We start from the raw sequence: 19,426 nt of genomic DNA on the forward strand, positions 1-19,426 counted from the left end.
CACGGCTGCTGGCCTGTATGGAGAGCGCGGATCGGGTCCAAGTCGCTTTGGCGCGCTCGAGGCGCTTGGCCATTCACTGGTTTTCCCGACCCCGTCTTCTGACCGTTGCGCCATACCTCTCGACTGACCTTCCCTGCCTCCCTGACGCCTCAGGCCGTGGCGATCACGCCGTGGCCGGAGCTCTGTAGGAGCCGCCATGGGCCATCAAGGCCCAGACGATCCTCGCCATCTTGTTCGCCAGGGCGACGGTGATCAGCATGCGCGGCTTGCGCGACAGCATGCCAGCCAACCATGCCCCAGCTTTATCGGGATCACGCGCCGCGACCTTGGTCGCAGAACTCGCGCCCAGGATCAGCAACCGTCGCAGGCTGCGCTCGCCCATCTTGGTCGTTCGCCCCAGCCGCTCCTTGCCGCCGCTGGAGTGTTGCCGCGGGACGAGACCGAGCCAAGCCGCAAAGTCGCGCCCGCGGCGGAAGGTACTGGCGGCCGGTGCCAGAGCCACGAGTGCGGTCGCGATCACCGGGCCGACACCCGGTATCGTCATCAGCCGCTTGGCCACGGCATCGTCCTCCGCGCGTTGGGCGATCTCGCGGTCGAGAAGTGCGATCTGCGCCTGGAGCGCCTCCAGGCTACCCGCAATGATGGCCAGGACCGGCCTTGCCTCGGCCGGCACGTCAGATGTGGGGTCGCGGACGATCGCCACGAGCTGGCCAACGTGCCCGACACCTTGGCGAACGACGTACCCGAACTCCGTGAGGTGCCCGCGCAGTGCATTGATCAATTGGGTCCGCTGACGCACGAGCAGGTCGCGCGTACGGAACACCACTGCGGAGGCCTGGGCCTGCGCGCTTTTTCCCTGAACGAACCGCATCGTCGGCCGCTGCGCCGCCTCGCAGATCGCCTCAGCGTCGGCCATGTCGTTCTTCTGCCGCTTCACGAACGGCTTCACGTAGGCTGGCGGGATGAGCCGCGTTTCGTGGCCTGCCAAAGCTATCTCACGGGCCCAGTAATGAGCGCTGGCGCATGCTTCCATAGCAACCACGCAACGCGGAAGTGTCGAGAAGAACGTCAGCACCTGATCACGCCGCAGCTTCTTGCGGAAAACGACGACACCGCTCGTATCCGCGCCATGAACCTGGAAAACTGATTTAGCCAGATCGATCCCGACTGTGCTAACCTCACCCATGGACGCCTCCTGCAGTGGTGTTGCAACACCTCCACTCTGGCACATCGATGCCGTCAGGGGGCGTCCACCCCTACGGTTTTGCGAGTGACAGTTATCGGTTGAGGCGAAATCTGGCCGAAAGCCGCCGGTCCGCTTCCGGGAAGGAACGCCAGAAAAGGCGGACGGCCTTCTATCTACCCCGATCAGACACAACAGTTTACCATCCGGTGAGCCGAGAGCGGGCAACCTCTCACCGCTTCGCTCTGGTGCCGTCGTGCACGTCTCCGCAGGGCATCAGCGTGGACGTGGCCGCCCCCGTTCCACCTACCTGTTCTGCAAGTCGGATGGATCGCGGGTGGATGACCTGAAGAAGGCGTTCGGAGGAGCCTGCTGCCGGGTGGGATCGAGTACTTCCGCTTCCATGACCTGCGGCACAGCTTCGCCAGTTGGTTCGTGCAGGACGGTGGGGATCTCTACGGCCTCAGCCGGATCCTAGGCCATGCCAAGCATCAGATGACGGCGCGATGTGGTCATCTGTGGACCGAGGATTTGCACGAGGAGCTTGAGCGTGTGGCCGAACGGCTGTCACGCAAAGGGTAACAGGAACTCCGAACGGAAGCTGACGGATCGTCGGTGATAGTAGTGTAAGACTATCCGGGATGATGGGCCAAGCCGTTGATCTACAAAGGTCTAAAATAATCCGAGATAATCGGTAGGAATGGCGCGCCATTCCTCGTCACTCCGAGCTGTTCCGGACGAACAGATCCTTCTCCTTGGGTCCGTACGGTCGCCGCGCTTAACCGCTCGGGTCAACATCGGTTCCGTTCTATCTGCGCCGGCGTAACGGCCGAGGGCTCCGTCATCAGCGGGGCGCACCAGTCGTTCACCCTCCGGCTGTCAGCCCATTCCGAACTCGCGCTCAGGGCAGCGCGATCGAGGGCGCTCTGCACATATGCCGGCGATGCACCGAGCAGGATGAGACGGCATCGGCCGGGCGCAGATCGTCGGCAGAAACCTCGAAATTTGATCTGATGCGCGGTTCTATGGCGGAAAGCAGCAGTTCGGAACTGGTTGATCGAGCCATTGTTCTGTTAGGTGTCAATGAATGTGGGTTCGGGCCGGTGTGGCGCCTCGCCTGCACGCCCGCGAGGTTCGTCATGCCGGGATCGAGATTGAGGGTGGTCGTGCTCGGCGTCGCATCCTTCTGGTGCGCCACGGGCGTCCTGGCACAAGGTGCCCCCGTCCCGAACGTCAACGACTGTACCTTCATCCGCGACCCGACGGCGCTCCGCGATTGCATCGAGCTCTACGAAGGCCAGCGCCTCGCGCCCGGCCCGCGGCCGGCGGCCTTCCAGCAGTCGCCCGTGATCGACCAATCCCTGCTCGACGCGGCGGGCCCGATCCCGGCGACCGGCGTGTCCCGGCGCGGGAAGCGGCGCAAGCTTCGGCAGAGTCGCCGGCCGGCCACACCGGCCCAGGCCGTCCAGGTCGAGCAGCTGGCGCCGCCTCAGTAGACCGCCTGGACCAGACAGGTGCGTCCCTGCCCGTTCAGGACCGCACAGAGGGCCTGCTCGGATCGCGGTTGCTGCGACTGAGCCGACAGGCGCCTAGCCCCCCGCTTGGCTGACCGGTCGCTCGCAGCCGCCATGCTGCGCGTGACCGGTCGCGCCTCGAACACGGGCGAAGGGCGCGCCGTGGGATCGGCGGCCCAGCCCGCGACCGGGCCGAAACCGCGAGGGTTCGAGAAGAGCGACGGGGCGCTCAGGAAGGACCGGCCGCTCTCCGCCGCCCATTCCTCGACGGTGCGGCCGGTGATCCGGACCACGTAGTCGCGCGTCTCGGTGGGCATGCCCGAGCGACCCTCGAGCCAACTGCGCACCCGCTGCGGCCCGGCATTGTAGGCCGCCGCGGCCAATCCGAGATTGCCGAAGCGCACCCTGTGTTCCCGCAGCAGCTCGGCTGATTTCGGGATTGCCTCCAGCGGATCGAACGGGTTGCGCAGGCCGCGCTCCGCGGCGGTTCCCGGCATGAACTGGGCGATGCCGAGCGCCCCCACTGGGCTCACGGCGTTGGGATTGAGGCCGCTCTCCTGGCGCAGCAGGCGCAGGAAGAAGTCGCCGGGCAGGCCGTTGGCGGCGGCCGCGGCGATGATCAGGGCGTGCATCCCGTCCCCGGCCTGCGGGAACAGCAGGGCGGTCGCCTCGATCGGCCGGAACGCGCCGCGGCCCAGAATCATCAGGTCGGCGTTCACCGGCGCGATGATCGGTGACGCCGGTCCGTCCGCGTGCCCGTCCGGCAGTCCGAGCGGCGGCGGCGCCGCGATCGGCGCGAAGGGCGTGAGGGCGGCGACCTCCGGGACCGCCGGGCTCCGGGCCGTGCTGGAGGCTCGCGAGGCGATCACCGGCGTCAGGGCGCCGGACACGACGAGGCAGAGGGCCAGCGTGCCTCGCACGCCCCTCCGGCGGCGGCCGAACATGTGCGTCGGTGCGACGGGCAGGCTCATGGCCGATCAGGACTTCACCACCAGCGGGCCCGCCGCCACCGTCGGTCCCGGAACCTCAAGGGGCGTCGGCCGATCGCGAGCGAGATACTCGCCGACGAGACGGGTGCCGAGCACCGGGTCGCGGAAGCGCCACAGCTTCTTGCGGCTGCCCTCAATGATCGTCGCGTAGACGGCGAGGTCGATCGCCTCGCGCACTGCCATCTGGGTCGGCTCGTTCCGGGTCACGCCCGCCTCGACCTGGAGCAGCTTGGCCACCGCGACGTAGCGGTAGGCGTTGGCGTTGAGGGCGACCGAGTAGATCGTCTTCGTCACCGTGACGCTGTTGAGCACCTCGCCGCTCTGCACGGAGACGATGCGCATCGCCACCGTCACCTCGTCGCGCCGGTACTTGGTGTCGCCGCCGATACCCAGGAGGTTGGCGCCGGCGCCGCCCGTGACCGTGTTGGCGTCGTAGCCGATGATGCCGCCCTCGACGATCAGGCCCGCGAAGCGGATCGGCGGCAGCGGCTTCGCGTCCGTGCCCTCGAATTCCTGGCGGGTCGCCCGGATCAGCTGCCGCTCCTGCAGCAGGTTGGCGAGGCCGGTGCGCTCGACCACCGAGAACCATTGGCCCCGCCCGGCGCGCCGCAGCGCGTCGACCACGAAGGCGCCGCCGCCCTGGGTGACGGCGCGGGAATACTCGGCGATGTTGTCGTTCGGCTTATTCTGGCCGGTCAGGTCCGGGAAATTGTAGATCGCGATGTCGATCTTGCGGGTCGGCGGCGGCAGCGTCTCGAGATTGAGATCGGTGGGGGAAGGCGGCGTGACCACGGGCGCCTGCGCGAGCAGCTCGCGCTCCCACGGGGCGCAGGCGGCCAAGCCCGCGCAGAGCAGCGCGGCGGCGGCCAAGCTCTTCAGAATGCTACGCACGGGCCACCCCGTCTCCGTTCCGCTTCGGCGCTCCGGCCTCCCGCGCGCCCGCCGGGGCGGGCGACGAGAGGCCGGAGCCGGCTCCGCCTTCGATGCTCGACAATCATCGCTGCGCGCCGCGCTCAGGGCGCGCCCAAGAGCGGTGTCGCGCCACTCGAGCCGCCCACGGCCGCGGTCGCAGGGACGACGATGGTGGTGGTCGACTGGCCGTCGAAGATCTGGAGCTGGATATTGCCGCCCAGGCGCTGGAAGGTCACCTGCGATCCGCCGAAGCTGTAGCTACCGCTCTGCTGGGCGTTCTCGCCGAAGAGCGCCTGGGTGATCTGGTTGGCCAGCGAGCTGTAGATCTGCGTCTGCAATTGCTGGGCGAAGATCTGGCCCGGAGTCTTGGTGTTGGCGGCGCTCTGATTGGCCGAGAACAGCTGCTGGTCGCGCTGGGCCGACCGCTGCGCGTCGTTCTGGGCCGCAGCCTGGGCCTGCAGCCAGGAGCCGTTCAGCGGACTTCCTCCGAAGGACGGGTTGACCGGCTGGTAGACAAGGCTGCCCGCCTGGGCGCCCACGACGGCGAGGAGAGCGCAGCCGCAGACGAGCGGCCCGAGGAGACCGGACTGGCGCATGGGACTACCTCTGGGTGACCGAGACGCTGGGGCCGTTGCCGACCCGCGTGATGCTGATCGGCGTGGGGTTGGTCCCCTGCTGCTGCGCCGAGATGGCGTTGTTGTCGCCGCGGACCGTGATGGTCGCCGCCGCGCCGCTGCCGTCTTGCTGGGTCCCGATCGTGTTGGACTGGCCGAAGACCGATACGGCCGACTGGTTGTAGGATCCGGCCTGCTGCTGTGTCACCGTGTTGCGCGAGCCGATCACGTTCTGGACCGCCACGTTCGCGTAGCCCGACATGTCGATCGTGCCCGTATTGCCCGAACCGATCTGCAGGGCGCGGGCCTGGTTGGCCTGCGCCGACTGGGGCGGGCCGCTCGGGTTAAGCAGCAGGATGCCAGACTGATTGCCGAGGATGTAGTCGCTCTCCTGGATCGCCCGCCCGGGAGGGCCAGCGGGGCGCTGAGCGGCCGCCTGGATCTGCTCGATCGCGACGCGCTCCTGCGCCGCAGCTGAGCCGGCCGCACTCGCGACGGCGAGCGGGACGGCAACGAACAACGCTCGACCTGCAGCGCGGCTGCGACGCGTACGGCGCATTATCTGCCTCCCTAGCCCCTTTTGGGCGACCTTAAATCAATGTCCCGCACAGATGTACAGTAACAAGGCTTATCCACACGTGACTACTACTGATATGTGGTGAATTAGACACACCGCTCGAGGATGGAGACTCCATGCGGCTGTCTTCCGTATGAGGCGATGTCAATGGAGCCGCGGTCGCTCGTCCCATCAGGAAGTGACGTAGCCCGACCGACCGCTCTTCAGGGCTCGAACGGCGTGTTACAGATCCTGCGTGCTGTCGTAGGCGCAATCGATTCTGCGGCCGTCCACGTGTACGGAGGCCTCGACACTCAACTGGCCGTCCGGCCGGACGCTGATGGTCAGCTTTCCGACCTCGCGGGTGTCGCCATCGGCGAGGTCAAAGCCGCCGCCCTGCTGCATGGTGGCGGTGCCGGCTGGGTCGATCTTGCGCACGATTAGGTTGTATCGACCTGCGGTCCGGCGCGGCGTTTCGATGCGGAGGCCCAGGCGAGCCACGTCGGCGGAGCGATTCTCGACAACGCGGCAGATAACGGGGGGATCGACGGTGAAGCTGGGCATGATCGGCATCACAGCCGCGGCTGGATTTGTGTCGGTATCGAGCAGGGGGAGGGGCGCTCCTGGTAAGAGCGCCCCTCCCATGGCTCTCAGGCCGAGAGCAGGTTTGAGACCTGAGTCTTACCGTTGCGTAATGCGCGCCGTGTTGCCGTTGCCGATCTGAGCAAAGCCAGCGTTGGAATAATAGCTGCCGTACTGGGTGATTGCGCCAGTGTTGCCGTTGCCGTTCTGGTAGCCAAACGCGCCCACACCGGCCGTTCCGGCCTGGCCGATAGTCGCGTAGTTGCCGTTGCCCACCTGAAGAAGGGCAGCATAATTCGTCTGTCCGTACTGATCGATATAGCCTTCGTTACCGCTGCCGACCTGGCGAACGACCGCGTAGGCATCCTTGCTTCCATCGTGCTGATAGATGCCCGCCTTGTTGTCATTTCCGTCCTGGAAAATGCCGGCGTACGTATTCTGGACGTTGCTGTCCACGGTGATGGTGGCTTGGTTTCTATTGCCCCGCTGCTGGAACTGTGCCTGGCCATTCGTGCCGTTCTGGGTCACCGACGCGGAATTTCCATCTCCGGCGCTGAACGAGCCATTGTTCGGATTGAATGAGAAATCGTACCGATCGAGGTTGCCATTCGTGGTTACGACTTGGTTGTTCGTTCCGGCCTGTGTGATGGTAAGGCCGTTGCCGGATCCGTTCTGGAGAACAGTGCTGGCATATTGAAATTGATAATTTGCGTCGCCTTCAGTAATTTTGGAGGCCGTCAAATCGACCTGATTTGTGAGAGATCCGGCCTTAACATTCGTGCCCGTCTGGTTAACGGTCGCATTGTTGTTGTTGCCCCGCTGGAGCACGAAAGACTCGTTCGCCGTCGTGCCGTTGCCGAGAATCGGCGAGGTGCTCGACTGCGCCGAGGCACCGGTCGCGAAGGCGGTCAGGCTGGCGACAGCCACGGAAGCCAGAACAACTGATTTCAACATAGATACACTCCCTCTTGTATTTTATGTGCTCTTCTGAACACAATCTATGCCATCGCAGTCGCTCTGTCGTCGCGGCGCTTTAACGGCTTGTTAAGCGTATCCATAAGCCGAAGACGAGTGTCAAGCGCCGGCTGAGACAAAAAATACAATTGTCGGAATTTCTCATCAGATCTCGGACGACAAAGTCGCGATGTCGTCTGTTAAGCGACGCGGAGAAAACTGAAATCTCTCAATGATTTAAGACGGCGCGTTAACGATCTCAGGAGTCGGTGTCCAGAACCGGATTAGGCAGTTTTCGCCGCCGAAGGACCGGGCCGCTATATGCGTGTTAAATTGGACACATCAGTCATCGCCAAAAGTGGTATTCTATTGAACAAGCAAGACCGTTCTGAATGGTCGTATGCGGCGCGATTCCTCGGGGGTGAGCCCTGCCGCTACCGAACGGCCGTCGCCCTTGCGTGAGCCGGAGGGTTCACCTGGTCGACGGAGCGGTCGATGTCCTCGCGAGGCGGAAACCGTCCGCGCCGTGTGTTGATTGGGAGGCTATGATGAGGCAGCGCGGCCCATCGCGCGTGCAGATCCTGCTCGCCGCCGCGACCGTATGGTCGGCCGGGATCCTGTCGGCGGGCGCACAATCCGCGGCGCCACCCGGGCCGCCGCAACCGGCGCCCGCACAGCCCGCACCGATGCAGGCCAACACTGCCAATCCCGGGACGGGGCAGCCCGCCCCCGCCGCTCCGGGCTGCGACGCCACCTGCGTGCGCGCCAACAACGAGCTCGCCTCGCAGATCTGCGCGCCGCGGATCGAGGCGCAGGCGCCGACGGATTTCGAGTGGGTCTCCCGGCCCTTCGCCAAGATCTTCCAGCAGGCTGAGGCGCCCGAGGGCGGCGCCACCGTGGTCCGCTACCGCGGCGACTCGATCCGCTTCCTCAGTCCCGCCAAGGAGTGGGTGCGGGTGACCTACGAGTGCGGGTTCGACGCGGCCAAGCGGTCGGTCGAGTACGTGCGGGTGCGGCTCGGCCGGCTCGACAAGGCGGACGCGCCCGCGCAGCCGGCGCAGCAGGGCCGGGCCAGCGCGCTGGCGCCGCAGCCGGTGTCGCCCCAGGCGCAGCAGCAGGCCGCCCGCACCGGGACAGCCGCCCCGCGCAAGCTGCTGCCGTCGGAGCCAAGCGAGATCGAGGTCCGACAGGTCAATCCGCGGATCCGGCAGGCGCAGCCATGAGCCCCGGGCCGCTAACGCGGGGACGCGCGGTGCGAACCGCCTTCGGCGCGCTCGCGCTCCTCGCGGCGGGCGCGACGGCGGCCCCCGCCCAGCCAAGCCCGCTCTCGGTGAACGACTGCACGCTGTTACCCGATCCCGGCGCCCTGCGGCGCTGCCTCGATCAGGCGGAGGGGCGCGTCGTCACGCCGCTGCAGCCGGTCGCGAACCCGGCCTTGATCGACCGCCCCGAACAGCCGGCGCAGTCCGTGCGCGGCGCGCCCGCCGCGAAGCCCGCGACCGCGCCGCCGGGCGATTTCCTCAGCAACCGCGGGCCATCCCTGCGCAGTGCCCAGCCGTCCTCCCGGAACGTCATCGAGCTCGAGTGAGGCGCGCTGGAGCGGTTGAGCCACATCGTCTTGCGAGCTGTTCCGGGACGACCTCGCCCGTGCCGTGCCGCGCTCGGACGAGTCGAAGGGCGGTCGCCCACCGTTCGACCTCGTGTTCATGTTCAAGGTGCTGGTCTTTCAGGCCAGCCACTCGCTGTCGGACGAGCGTGACCCAAGATCCTGATCAAGGGTCGGTTCTCGTTCATGCGCTTCCTAGGGCCTGGGCTGTCCGATCCGGTGCCGGACGCCAACACGATCTGGACCTTCCGGGAGGCGCTTACCCGGGCCGAGATCGCGGGTCGGCCTGCGATCGAGGTGCTGTTCGCGGTCTACGATACGGCCCTGCGGCAAGCCGGTGTCCTGGCGTTGGGCGGGCAGATTGTCGACGCCACGGTGGTGGCCGCTTCCAAGCAGCGCAACACTGAAGCCGAGGAGGCGGAGCTAGAGCGTTTTCGGTCTGAGCTGCATCGGGTGTGTGGGGTTCACGCGGCGGTGTGACGCTGATTCATGACGAGCTCCAGACAAGGAGCGAGACATGGGCCGACCCTCCAGCCAGGACCTCGGCGAACGCATCGTCGACGCGGCCGGGACGACGTAGCGTCGACAGGCGGCCGCGCTTCGGGGTCGGCGTGGCCACGGCGATCCGCTGGATGGCTGCACTGACGACGACCGGGACGGTGGCTCCCCGTCCCCGGGGCGGGCGCGCCGCTCCAAGCTCGACCCGCACGAGGCCTACCTGCGAGGTCTGATCCCCGAGAGGACCGACATCACCCTGGAGGAGATGCGCGCTCGCCTGAAGGACGAGCGCGACCTCACGGTCGGGCTCGGCACTCTGTGGGCCTTCCTCGATGCGCGCGGCTTGACCTACAAAAATGACAGCCCACGCCGCGGGGCAGGACAGCCTGGACGTGAAGGCGGCCCGCGAGGCGTGGGTTCGAGGGCCAGCCCGACCTCGACCCCACCCGCGTCGTGTTCCTCGACGAGACCTCGACCTCAACCAACATGGCGGGAACCCGCGGACGCTGCCCGCGCGGCGAGCGGCTGCGCTCTCCGGTGCCGCACGACCATTGGAAGACCACGACCTTCGTCGCGGGCCTGCGCCTGTCCGGGATCGCCGCGCCGTTCGTGCTGGACGGACCGATCAACCGCGACGCCTTCCAGACTTACGTCGCGCGTGTGCTCGTGCCCGAACTCGCCCTCGGAGACGTCGTCGTCATGGACAACCTCGGCAGCCACAAGAGGCCGGCCGGCCGCGAAGCGATCGAAGCGGCGGGCGTACGGCTGCTGTTCCTGCCGCCCTACTGCCGGACTTCAACCCGATCGAGATGGCCTTCTCCAAGCTCAAGGCGTTCCTGCGCAAGGCGGCTGAGCGCACGGTCGAAGGACTATGGGTCGCCATCGGCTGGCTCATCGACACCATCACGCCCGATGAATGCGCCAATTTCTTCGCTGCTATGGGATATAATTCAGATTAAATCGAAACGCTCTAGATGATACTAGGCCTTATCATCAAAATATTTGGGTCATTTGCCTTGCTTCTCCTAAATGGAGCCGAATGTCCGCTCTCACTTTTCCCAAGCCTCGAAGCGGACGACCTGTTTACGGCCAGCTTTTGCTCGACCCCGTACGTCCGCTCTTTTATTCTCTGCACCCGAAAGCGGAAGGACAGGAAACCACCCACCCTGGTCATCCGAGGTACAGACCAGTGGGGCTGGACTTGGCCGTAAGCGGAACGGCCGCTTCTGAACTCATTCGCTGGGAAATCGGACGGGCTCCTGGCGATCCAAGCCAGTCAACCTGATCGCCGAAAGCTCTTTCCTGATACGTCGATGTGGATGCCACCTGCCGGCATCGATCAGCCGGAGTGAAGATTTTGCAAGACCATTGCCGGAGGCATCCACCCCGACGCTTCCGCATGAGCAGACCGGACGAATGGCTGAGGCCTCCACGACATGCTAGCGATGCTGCAACCGACAGCGTAGCAAGGCCATCTCTCCGGGATCGAACGGGAGTGCGATAGCGACAGCTGCATGGATACGCGGGAAGGCAGAGCCGTTCGCTACATCTTCGACGATTTCGTATTGAGCCCGTCCGAGCAGCGGCTTTGGCGAGCCGAAAAAGTCGTAAGGCTCGGGGGACGACCTTTGGAAATTCTGACCGCGCTCGTCGAACGCGCAGGTCAGGTCGTAAGCAAGGCGGATCTCCACAAGCGCGCATGGCCGCGAACGACGGTTGATGAGTCCAATTTGAAGGTCAACATCGCGGCGATCCGGCGCGCACTCGAAGGAGCGGAACCGGAGAAGCGCTTCATCGCGACGGTGAGCGGACAAGGGTACCGCTTCGTCGCGCCCGTCGACGTCATGTCCTGGCCGATTTCGGCAGCAGCGCGGCGCCATAACCTTCCGAAACCGACGGACCTGCTCGGCCGATCCGAGGATCTCGCGGTGATCGCGACGAAGGTGCTGCAGCGACCGCTGGTCACGATCACGGGTCTCGGCGGCGTCGGCAAAACCAGCCTGGCCGTGACGGTGGGGCACGCTCTCGTCGGGCAGTTCCCGGACGGGGTCTGGATGGTCGATCTGTGCGTCATCGACAGCGACCGCTATCTCGCGAGCGCGTTCGCTCAGGAAATGCGCATCGCAATCCATGCAGACGATCCACAGGCTGCACTGGCGACTGCCCTGGCGGATCGGCAGTGCCTGCTCGTCCTCGATTGTTGTGAGAACGCCCTCGATCAGGCGGCCCGGCTGGCCACCATGCTCGCGACCGCCGCGCCCGGAACTCACGTATTGGCCACGAGCCGGGAGCCGCTCCGGATGGCGCACGAGACCGTGCATCGCCTCCAACCCCTGCCGGCTCCGACAGCGTTCGGGACGCTCAACGCGAAGGATGTTCTGACTTTCCCGGCCGTGGCGCTGTTCGTCGCGCGCGCCTCGGCCGCTGCTCCAGACTTCAGCCTCGAGGACGACGATGCGTGGGCCGTCGTCGAGATCTGTCGCCGCCTCGACGGGTTGCCGCTGGCGCTGGAACTTGCCGCGACGCGGGTCGGGGCGTTTGGACTTCGCGGCCTCCTCCGTCTGCTGAACGAGCGCCTGGACCTTCTGGACGACGGCCGACGGGCAGGTCATCCCCGGCACCGTGGCCTGACCGCGACCTTGGACTGGAGCTACGGACTGCTGTCGCAGGGAGAGCAGACCCTGTTTCGACGGCTGTCCGTCTTTCACGGCGTCTTCCCGCTCGACGCCGCGCTCGCGATCGGCCGTTCTGCTGGGGAGGCCGAGCATGCGTGCATCGGCCACTTGGCCGATCTCGTCGCCAAGTCGCTGATTGTCGCTATTCCTGGGTGGTCGGCCCGGTACCAGCTTCTCGACACGACGCGGGCCTACGGATTGCAGCGCCTCGCCGAGAGTGGCGAGGATGATGCGGTCCGTCGGCGGCACGCGGAGTTTTGTGTCGCGCAATGTCGCGACGTCTCGGCGCGCAGGAGCGCGAAGGCGGCATCCGACCCGCGCGAGGAGTTGGTCGCGCTCGTCCAAAACGTCCGCGCCGCACTCGACTGGTGCCTAACCGACCGGCGCGATCCCGTCCTCGGTCGAACGCTGGCAGCCGAGGCGCTCGTGGTGTGGGACACGCTCGCGCTGCTCCAGGAACGGATCGAGGCGAGCGAGTGGGCGCTCGCGTCGGCCGCCCCCGCCGACGGTCCGGAAGACCGGTACGAGATCACGCTGCGGGCGTCGCTCGCTGCGGCCCTGCTGCAGGTCGAGGGTCCGACGGCGCGGATTGCGGAGTTGTGGAGCGGGGCGCTCGCCCGCGCCGAACGGCTGTCCGACCGCGATGGCCAGTTGCGGGCGCTCTGGGGCTTGTGCGACTTCCAGACCTGGGTTGGGGACCACGGCGCCTCGTTCGCCCTGACGGAGCGCATCAGGACGCTGGCGGCCGCCAGCGGCGATCGCGCGGCCGGCGCGGCCGTCGACAGGCCCGCCGCCACCGCGCTCCGCTATCTCGGCCGTCTCGACGAGGCTCGCGAGGCAGCGGAGCGCCTGCTGGCCCGTGCGGCCCGCCGTGACAGTCCCGGCCGGCGGCTGGAGGATCACGGCTTGATCGCGGCACGCGGCACCCTCGCGAACGTCCTGTGGCTCCAGGGACGGCCGGATCACGCCGTCGCGGCGGCGCGGCGCGCGCTCGTCGAGGCCGAAGCCAACGGCCAGGCCTTCGCCCTTACGAATGCCTTGGCGCACACGGTGATCCCGATTGCGCTCCATGGCGGCGATCTCGACGAAGCCGAGCGCGGCCTCGCCCGCCTCGGGGACCACGTCGCGCGTCACGCCATGCGCATCTGGCAGGTCATCGCCGATTGCCTCGAAGCGATCGTGAGCCTCAGCCGGGGCGATGCGGGCGGGCTGCACCGCCTCGAGGATGCCCTCGTCGAGATGGGGGAGATCGGCTTCCGGATGCGGCGTCCGGCCTATCTCGGCTCGCTGGCGTCCGGCCTCGCGGCGCATGGCCACCTTCCGGACGCGCTCGCTCGCATCGACGACGCGCTCGCCGCCTCCGAGCACGGCGGCGAACTCTGGTGCCAGCCGGAACTGCTGCGCATCAAGGGCGAGATCCTCCTCGCCTCCACCGGCGTCGCCGGCGAGGCGGACGCGGCGCGGCACTTCCTGCAAGCGATCGATCTGGCCGGCAGCCAGGGAGCGGCGATATGGCGCCTACGGGCCGCGACGAGCCTCGCCGCGCTGGATGACCGGTATGGTGGCCCGGCAGCCCTCGCCGCCGTCCTCGGCGGCTTCGACGAAGGGCTCAACACGCCCGATCTCAGGGCTGCGCGGGCGCGCCGTGCTGGTCGGGGGGGACTTGGCAGCGATGCGGGCCGGCCGGTCTCCCTGGCCTGACGCCGCCGCCCATGAGCCGATGTGCGGCGAGGGCAGCGGATCGGCGCTCAACAGGCTCTCTCCTTTATGCGTTCCCTGAAACGTCCAAGGTCGGATAATCGGTATAACCCTCGGCTCCCCCGCCATAGAACGTCGCCTGATCGGCCTCCGCGAGAGGGGCGTTGCGGCGCAGCCGCTCGACCAAATCGGGATTCCCGATGAAGGAGCGACCGAAGGCGATCATGTCGGCGTAGCCGGAGGCGATCGCCTCGATGGCGAGCTGCCGGTCGTAGCCGTTATTGGCGATGTAGGCCCCACCGAAAGCGGCGTGCAGCGCCTTGTAGTCGAACGCGGACGACCCGTTCGGCCCGCGCGTCTGCCCCTCGACGCAGTGGAGATAGGCCAGTCCCAGCTCCCCAAGCCTCCGAGCGAGATAGCCGTAGGTTGCCTGCGGGTCGCTGTCGAGCGGGGTATCACCGACAGCCCGCGTCATCGGCGAGAGCCTCAGGCCGACGCGGTCGGCACCCCACACCTCCGCGACCGCCTCTACGACCTCAACGGCAAGCCGCGTGCGGTTCTCGACCGAGCCGCCGTAGCGATCTGTCCTCCGGTTCGTGCTGTCGCGGATGAATTGATCGAGCAGGTAGCAGTTCGCGGAATGCACCTCGATCCCGTCGAAGCCCGCCTGCATGGCGAGGAACGCGGCGCGCCGATAGTCGCCGATCAGATCGGGAATCTCGTCAGTTCGGAGCGCGCGCGGCATGGATGGAGGTGCCTGCGTGCGGCTCTCGAGGAAGACGAGCTCACCGGCCTGGATGGCCGAAGCCGACACGGGCGCCTCGCCATTCTCCTGGAGGCTGACATGCGACATGCGCCCGACATGCCAGAGCTGGCAGACGATCCGGCCGCCTGCCTCGTGCACGGCCGAGGTCACACGCGACCATGCCTCGGCCTGCACCTCCGTGTAGATGCCCGGCGTGAAGGCATAGCCCCGGCCCTGCCGTGAGATGTTGGTCGCCTCGGTGATGATGAGGCCGGCCGATGCGCGCTGCCGATAGTACGCGACGGCGAGATCCGAATGGACGCCGTCCATGCCGGCACGCGAGCGCGTGAGCGGTGCCATGGCGACGCGGTTGGCGACGTCGATGGCACCGATCTTCGTTGGAGAAAACAGATCACGATCTGCGGTCGTCGGCATGTGCGGGATCTCTCCTTGCCTCACAGGTTGCAGACGCGCGCGTTGCCCGGCATTGGGAATCCGACCGCTGCGTTTGCAAGTCTCGCCTCTCACTCCGCCCGGGCGGCCGTCGCGCTCCGGTTGGCGTACATGAGCTCCGTCGAGTGCGAGTAGATCTCGATCAGGTTGCCCCAGGGATCCTCGCAGTAGACCGCCTTGAACGGCTCTCCCTCGAACAGTGTCCAGACCTTCGAGCGCTGCTTGCCGCCCATCTCGGCGATCCGCCGCGCGAGGCCCTCGACGTCGGGGTCGACCAAGCAGAAGTGGAACACGCCGGTCTTCCAGTAGCGGAAGTTGTCGTCGACGGCTTCCGACTTCGGTGTGACGAACTCGAAGAGTTCGATCCCCACCCCGTTCGCGGTGGCGAGGTGGGACACGTATCCCTCCTCGAACCGATCACCGAAGATCCCCTTGAACACCTCGCCGATATGCGAGCCGTCGTGCCTGACGTGCAGGGGCCCGATGATGTGCCGGCAGCTGAAGGCCTTGGTGTACCACTCGGTCGCTGCGCGGATGTCGGTGACGGTCAGGCCGACATGCGTCACGGGAACGGGATGATAGGCCATCTCTCTCTCCGCAGGTGAAGAATCAGGCCGCGCGCGGCAGCCGGTCGAGCAGCTTGTCGAGGGTGATGGGATAGTCGCGGACGCGGATGCCGGTGGCGTTGTAGACGGCGTTCGCCACCGCCGCGGCCGCCCCGCACAAGCCGATCTCGCCGATGCCCTTGGCCTTCATCGGGGACGAGACCGGGTCCGGATGGTCGAGGAAGACGACGTCGAGGTGCGGGATGTCGGCATGGACCGGCACCTCGTAGCCGCCGAGGTCGTGGTTGATGAAGAAGCCGTGGCGCGTGTCGACGACGAGCGCCTCCATGAGCGCCGACCCTACCCCCATCGTCATGGCGCCGATCACCTGGCTTCGCGCCGTGAGCGGATTGAGCACCCGGCCGGCATCGATGACCGCGAGCATGCGGCGGACGCGCATCTCCCCGGTGAACCGGTTCACGGCGACTTCGGCGAACTGCGCCCCGAAGGTGGCTTGGACGAACTCCTTGTCGAGGTCGCCGTAGGTGATCCGGTCCTCGGCGGTCAGTGGTCCGGTCTCAACGGCGTCGCGAAGAGGTACGCTCCGACTGCCCGCCGTGACCCTCCCGTCCGCGAACGCCACATCCTCGGCATTGAAGCCGAGCCGCGCCGCGACGCTCGCCCGCAGCGCCACGCAAGCGGCGTAGAGCCCGGACGTGGCGTTGTTCGCGCCGAACTGTCCGCCGGACCCGGCGGCTTCGGGGTAGTCCGAGTCGCCGAGCCGCACCGTCACGGCCTCGATCGGCACACCCATCATCTCGGCAGCCGTCTGGGCGAGGATGGTGTAGCTGCCGGTCCCGATATCGGTCATGTCGGTCTCGACCGACAGCCGGCCATCCTGCTCGAGCCGGACGCGGGCACCGGACGGCATCAGGAGGTTCTGGCGAAAGCCCGCCGCCATGCCCATGCCGACGAGCCAGCACCCATCGCCCACAGCGCCGGGCACCGGGTTGCGGCGCGCCCAGCCGAAGCGGTCCGCGCCGAGTTGGAGGCACTCGATCAGGTGCCGCTCCGAGAACTGCCGGTGCGGCTTGCGCGGATCGACCTGCGTGTCGTTCCGAATCCGGAAGGCGACGGGATCGATGCCTAGCTTCTCGGCCATCTCGTCCATCGCGATCTCGAGCGCCATCAGGCCCGGGGCCTCACCCGGAGCCCGCATGTCGTTGCCCTCGGCGAGATCGAGGGTCGCGAGCCTCATGGACAGCTCGCGGTTCGGGGCCGCGTAGATGAGCCGTGTCGGCGCGATCGCCGCCTCCGCGTAGGCGCCGGACAGATTTCCGTTGAGGCTGTGGTGGCCGATCGCTGTGAGCCGCCCGTCATGAGTCGCACCGAGACGGATGCGCTGGATCGTGCCGGCGCGGCGCGTGCCGTTATTCGCGATCAGCGGACGCTGCAGCGCGACCTTGCACGGGCGTCCGACGGCTCTGGCGCCGAGGGCCGAGAGGAGCGCGTCGCTCCGCATTATGAGCTTCGATCCGAACCCGCCGCCGATGAACGGCGCGTCCAGCCGCAGATCCTCCTTCGCGATGCCAAGCGCCTGCGCGAGGCTGTTGCGGTGCCAGGAAACGACCTGCGCCGAAGTCCAGATCGTCAGCTTGCCGTCGCGCCACGCGGCCGTGGTGGCGTGCGGCTCCATCATCGCATGAGTCTGGTCGGGGGTGGTGTAGATCTCGTCCAGGATCACGGGAGCGGCGGCGAGCGCTTCCTCGAACGCCCCGATCCGATCGACCACGGGGTAGTCCGGATTGTCGCGATCCGCGATCGGCTCGGCCTTGCCAGCCTCCGCCGCCAAATCGCAGCGCGCCGGCTCGGCTTCGTAGTCGACGCGGACGAGGTGGGCGGCCGCGCGCGCCTCCTCGAAGGTCTCTGCCACGACGAGCGCGACGGCTTGATGATAGTGGCGTACCTCGGCACCGCCGAACAGGTGGAGGGTCGTCCGGAACCCCGGCGGGGCGGAGTCGTGCTCGAGCGTCGTCAGGATCGCGAGGACGCCCGAAGCCCTTCGTGCGGCCGCGGCGTCGATCCGCGTCACCCGACCGCGGGCGATCGTGGCGCCGACGATCCAGCCATAGGCAGGATCGGTCGCCGCATCGTGACGCTCGTAGGCGTAAGGCGCCGTCCCGGTGACCTTCAGGGCGCCGTCGACGCGCCGATGGGGCTGCCCGACGATGGTCTGACCGTCGATGGAGTTCTGCCCGGCAGGCGTGTCGAACCGCATGTCACACCCTCCCTTCGCTCAGCACCAGTGCGAGCGCGCGCTCGGCGAGCGGGATCTTGAAGGCGTTCCCGGCCGTGGGCGTCGCGCCCTGGAAGGCCGCCGTGACGACGGCTGCCGGTCCACCCGGCAGGAGCGCCTCCGCATCCTCCACCCGCCACGGTCGCGGTGCGACGCCGCCGAATGCGACCCGCCCCGTCCCGTCCTTGTGCAGGACGACTGCGACTGACACGATCGCGAAGGCGTAGGAGGCCCGGTCGCGGACCTTGTGATAGTGGTGCGTCCCGCCCGGCGGTCGCGGGAGCGTCACGGCGGTGACGAGCTCGCCCGGTTCGAGCGGGTGCTCGATCTCCGGCCGGTCGCCCGGCAGCAGATGAAAATCGCCGATCGCGATCCGGCGCTGCGACCCGTCGGGCCTGACGGTCTCGACGGTTGCGTCGAGGACACGCAGCGCCACGGCCATGTCGCCCGGGTTCTGAGCGATGCAATGCGGGCTCGTGCCCACGACGGCGAGCGAGCGGGTGACGCCCCCGAGGGCCGAGCAGCCCGAGCCCGGCTGGCGCTTGTTGCACGGCAGGGACGTCTCGTAGAAGTACGGGCAGCGATTGCGCTGCAGCAGGTTGCCGGCGGTCGTCGCCTTGTTGCGCAGCTGCCCCGTGGCGCCGGCCACGATCGCCCGCGCGAGGACGCCGTAATCGCGCTTCACGCGCGGGTGGGCGGCAACCTCGGTGTTGGTGGCGAGCGCACCGATGCGCAGACCGCCGTCCGGCAGATCCTCGATGGCCTTCAGGGGCAAATGCCGGATGTCGACGAGATGGGCCGGCGCCTCGATCTGGAACTTCATCAGGTCGAGCAGGTTCGTACCGCCCGCGATGAACCGGGCGCCTGGCCGGGCGGCGACGGCCGCCACGGCCGCTTCGGCGCTCGCGACGCGCTCGTAGCTGAAGGGCCGCATCAGGGCCTCCCCGCGACGTCCGCCACGGCATCGGCGATGTTGGAGTAGGCGCCGCATCGGCAGATGTTGCCGCTCATGCGCTCGCGCAGTTCGCCATTGTCCAGCGTCATCGGTGCCATGAGGTCGCCGGTGGCGTAGCTCGGCACGCCCGCCCTGATCTCGGCGAGGACAGCCACCGCGGAGCAGATCTGGCCCGGCGTGCAGTAGCCGCACTGGAAGGCGTCGTGCGCGATGAACGCCGCCTGCATGGGATGAAGCCGGTCCGGCCGGCCCAATCCCTCGATCGTCGTCACCGCGTCCCCGTCGTGCATGGCCGCGAGGCTGAGGCATGCGTTGATGCGAATCCCATTCACCAGCACCGTGCAGGCACCGCAATGGCCGTGGTCGCACCCCTTCTTGGTGCCCGTGAGGTGCAGGTGCTCGCGCAGGGCGTCGAGCAGCGTCACGCGGCTGTCGAGATCGAGACGCCGCCGTTCGCCGTTGACCGTGAGCGAGAGGGAAAGCGAACCGGATGCCTCCGGAGCGTGCTGATCGACCGCCCTTTGATCGACCTCATGTGGCCTGGGAGGACTCATCGGGTATCCCTTCCTCGTCGATCCAAACTGGCGCGATGGCCGTTCCGCACGGCCGAAGCGCCGAAATCAGGCTCTCGTCTCCCCTCTTCGGCCACCT

Annotated in this window: 17 protein-coding genes and 2 pseudogenes; 7 read left to right on the top strand and 12 right to left on the bottom strand. The window is 67.3% G+C overall.

What is annotated here, in order from left to right:
* Positions 1 to 163: 163 nt before the first annotated feature.
* On the bottom strand, positions 164 to 1,186 hold the full coding sequence (locus BM419_RS13800; protein ID WP_091926757.1) for an IS110 family RNA-guided transposase: 1,023 nt from the start codon (positions 1,184 to 1,186) through the stop codon (positions 164 to 166).
* Positions 1,187 to 1,618: 432 nt separating this feature from the next.
* On the opposite strand from BM419_RS13800, the gene BM419_RS32865 reads away from it, so the two are divergent.
* Positions 1,619 to 1,765, top strand: coding sequence for a hypothetical protein (locus BM419_RS32865; RefSeq protein ID WP_234080782.1), 147 nt, complete (start codon positions 1,619 to 1,621; stop codon positions 1,763 to 1,765).
* 557 nt (positions 1,766 to 2,322) lie between these two features.
* The gene (locus BM419_RS13810; RefSeq protein WP_043713697.1) at positions 2,323 to 2,679 is read left to right on the top strand and encodes a hypothetical protein; all 357 of its coding nucleotides are present in this window, start codon (positions 2,323 to 2,325) and stop codon (positions 2,677 to 2,679) included.
* Here the strand turns inward: BM419_RS13810 and BM419_RS13815 are convergent.
* From BM419_RS13815 to BM419_RS13840, 6 genes are all read right to left on the bottom strand, one after another.
* Entirely contained in the window at positions 2,673 to 3,668 is a 996-nt protein-coding gene (locus tag BM419_RS13815) for a lytic transglycosylase domain-containing protein (RefSeq protein WP_020096494.1), read from the bottom strand. The two genes, BM419_RS13810 and BM419_RS13815, sit on opposite strands and share 7 nt — an antisense overlap.
* A 6-nt stretch (positions 3,669 to 3,674) precedes the next feature.
* Positions 3,675 to 4,577 (bottom strand): CsgG/HfaB family protein, encoded by a 903-nt coding sequence (locus BM419_RS13820; protein ID WP_026605477.1) that lies wholly within the window; start codon positions 4,575 to 4,577, stop codon positions 3,675 to 3,677.
* A 122-nt stretch (positions 4,578 to 4,699) separates the two neighbouring features.
* Entirely contained in the window at positions 4,700 to 5,194 is a 495-nt protein-coding gene (locus tag BM419_RS13825; protein WP_020096496.1) for a curli assembly protein CsgF, read from the bottom strand.
* A gap of 4 nt (positions 5,195 to 5,198) precedes the next feature.
* Positions 5,199 to 5,732, bottom strand: coding sequence for a hypothetical protein (locus tag BM419_RS13830; protein ID WP_020096497.1), 534 nt, complete (start codon positions 5,730 to 5,732; stop codon positions 5,199 to 5,201).
* A 279-nt stretch (positions 5,733 to 6,011) separates the two neighbouring features.
* Complete coding sequence (csgH, locus tag BM419_RS13835) at positions 6,012 to 6,332, bottom strand: curli-like amyloid fiber formation chaperone CsgH (protein ID WP_139257071.1); 321 nt, start codon at positions 6,330 to 6,332, stop codon at positions 6,012 to 6,014.
* A 117-nt stretch (positions 6,333 to 6,449) separates the two neighbouring features.
* Positions 6,450 to 7,304 carry a hypothetical protein gene (locus BM419_RS13840; protein ID WP_081636610.1) on the bottom strand — a complete coding sequence of 285 codons (855 nt, stop codon included), beginning with the start codon at positions 7,302 to 7,304 and terminating at the stop codon, positions 6,450 to 6,452.
* Between the two features lie 686 nt (positions 7,305 to 7,990).
* Between BM419_RS13840 and BM419_RS13845 the strand changes: the two genes are divergently transcribed.
* The 5 genes and pseudogenes from BM419_RS13845 to BM419_RS13865 all read left to right on the top strand — a co-directional run bounded on the left by BM419_RS13845 (position 7,991) and on the right by BM419_RS13865 (position 13,784).
* Positions 7,991 to 8,527 carry a hypothetical protein gene (locus BM419_RS13845; RefSeq protein ID WP_234080783.1) on the top strand — a complete coding sequence of 179 codons (537 nt, stop codon included), beginning with the start codon at positions 7,991 to 7,993 and terminating at the stop codon, positions 8,525 to 8,527.
* 29 nt (positions 8,528 to 8,556) lie between these two features.
* A complete protein-coding gene (locus BM419_RS13850; protein ID WP_020096501.1) occupies positions 8,557 to 8,892 on the top strand; it encodes a hypothetical protein in 336 nt (111 codons plus the stop codon).
* A gap of 3 nt (positions 8,893 to 8,895) precedes the next feature.
* Positions 8,896 to 9,336, top strand: a pseudogene (locus BM419_RS13855) (transposase); the annotation flags it as partial.
* 91 nt (positions 9,337 to 9,427) lie between these two features.
* Positions 9,428 to 10,367 (top strand): annotated as a pseudogene (locus tag BM419_RS13860) (IS630 family transposase).
* Between the two features lie 555 nt (positions 10,368 to 10,922).
* On the top strand, positions 10,923 to 13,784 hold the full coding sequence (locus BM419_RS13865) for an ATP-binding protein (protein ID WP_081636574.1): 2,862 nt from the start codon (positions 10,923 to 10,925) through the stop codon (positions 13,782 to 13,784).
* 64 nt (positions 13,785 to 13,848) lie between these two features.
* Here BM419_RS13865 and BM419_RS13870 read toward each other — a convergent pair whose 3' ends face one another.
* The 5 genes from BM419_RS13870 to paoA all read right to left on the bottom strand — a co-directional run bounded on the left by BM419_RS13870 (position 13,849) and on the right by paoA (position 19,329).
* Positions 13,849 to 14,961, bottom strand: a complete 1,113-nt coding sequence (locus tag BM419_RS13870; RefSeq protein ID WP_020096134.1) for an alkene reductase — start codon at positions 14,959 to 14,961, stop codon at positions 13,849 to 13,851.
* Between the two features lie 89 nt (positions 14,962 to 15,050).
* The gene (locus tag BM419_RS13875; protein WP_020096133.1) at positions 15,051 to 15,566 is read right to left on the bottom strand and encodes a VOC family protein; all 516 of its coding nucleotides are present in this window, start codon (positions 15,564 to 15,566) and stop codon (positions 15,051 to 15,053) included.
* A gap of 22 nt (positions 15,567 to 15,588) precedes the next feature.
* A complete protein-coding gene (gene paoC / locus BM419_RS13880) occupies positions 15,589 to 17,802 on the bottom strand; it encodes an aldehyde oxidoreductase molybdenum-binding subunit PaoC (protein WP_020096132.1) in 2,214 nt (737 codons plus the stop codon).
* A gap of 1 nt (position 17,803) precedes the next feature.
* Positions 17,804 to 18,754 (bottom strand): FAD binding domain-containing protein, encoded by a 951-nt coding sequence (locus BM419_RS13885; RefSeq protein WP_020096131.1) that lies wholly within the window; start codon positions 18,752 to 18,754, stop codon positions 17,804 to 17,806.
* Positions 18,754 to 19,329, bottom strand: coding sequence for an aldehyde dehydrogenase iron-sulfur subunit PaoA (gene paoA, locus BM419_RS13890; RefSeq protein WP_043713390.1), 576 nt, complete (start codon positions 19,327 to 19,329; stop codon positions 18,754 to 18,756). The genes BM419_RS13885 and paoA overlap by 1 nt, the downstream gene beginning before the upstream one ends.
* Positions 19,330 to 19,426: the final 97 nt, after the last annotated feature.

It is taken from the genome of Methylobacterium sp. yr668 (assembly GCF_900116245.1).
In the GTDB taxonomy this organism is placed as follows: Bacteria; Pseudomonadota; Alphaproteobacteria; order Rhizobiales; family Beijerinckiaceae; genus Methylobacterium.

Bases quoted from the DNA above. Each gene is read 5' to 3' on its own strand.
- BM419_RS13810 (WP_043713697.1), top strand. From the start codon at position 2,323: ATGCCGGGATCGAGATTGAGGGTGGTCGTGCTCGGCGTCGCATCCTTC.
- paoC (WP_020096132.1), bottom strand. From the start codon at position 17,802: ATGCGGTTCGACACGCCTGCCGGGCAGAACTCCATCGACGGTCAGACC.
- BM419_RS13870 (WP_020096134.1), bottom strand. From the start codon at position 14,961: ATGCCGACGACCGCAGATCGTGATCTGTTTTCTCCAACGAAGATCGGT.
- BM419_RS13875 (WP_020096133.1), bottom strand. From the start codon at position 15,566: ATGGCCTATCATCCCGTTCCCGTGACGCATGTCGGCCTGACCGTCACC.
- BM419_RS13800 (WP_091926757.1), bottom strand. From the start codon at position 1,186: ATGGGTGAGGTTAGCACAGTCGGGATCGATCTGGCTAAATCAGTTTTC.
- BM419_RS13885 (WP_020096131.1), bottom strand. From the start codon at position 18,754: ATGCGGCCCTTCAGCTACGAGCGCGTCGCGAGCGCCGAAGCGGCCGTG.
- BM419_RS13845 (WP_234080783.1), top strand. From the start codon at position 7,991: ATGCAGGCCAACACTGCCAATCCCGGGACGGGGCAGCCCGCCCCCGCC.
- BM419_RS13815 (WP_020096494.1), bottom strand. From the start codon at position 3,668: ATGAGCCTGCCCGTCGCACCGACGCACATGTTCGGCCGCCGCCGGAGG.
- BM419_RS13825 (WP_020096496.1), bottom strand. From the start codon at position 5,194: ATGCGCCAGTCCGGTCTCCTCGGGCCGCTCGTCTGCGGCTGCGCTCTC.
- BM419_RS13865 (WP_081636574.1), top strand. From the start codon at position 10,923: ATGGATACGCGGGAAGGCAGAGCCGTTCGCTACATCTTCGACGATTTC.
- csgH (WP_139257071.1), bottom strand. From the start codon at position 6,332: ATGCCCAGCTTCACCGTCGATCCCCCCGTTATCTGCCGCGTTGTCGAG.
- paoA (WP_043713390.1), bottom strand. From the start codon at position 19,329: ATGAGTCCTCCCAGGCCACATGAGGTCGATCAAAGGGCGGTCGATCAG.
- BM419_RS13840 (WP_081636610.1), bottom strand. From the start codon at position 7,304: ATGTTGAAATCAGTTGTTCTGGCTTCCGTGGCTGTCGCCAGCCTGACC.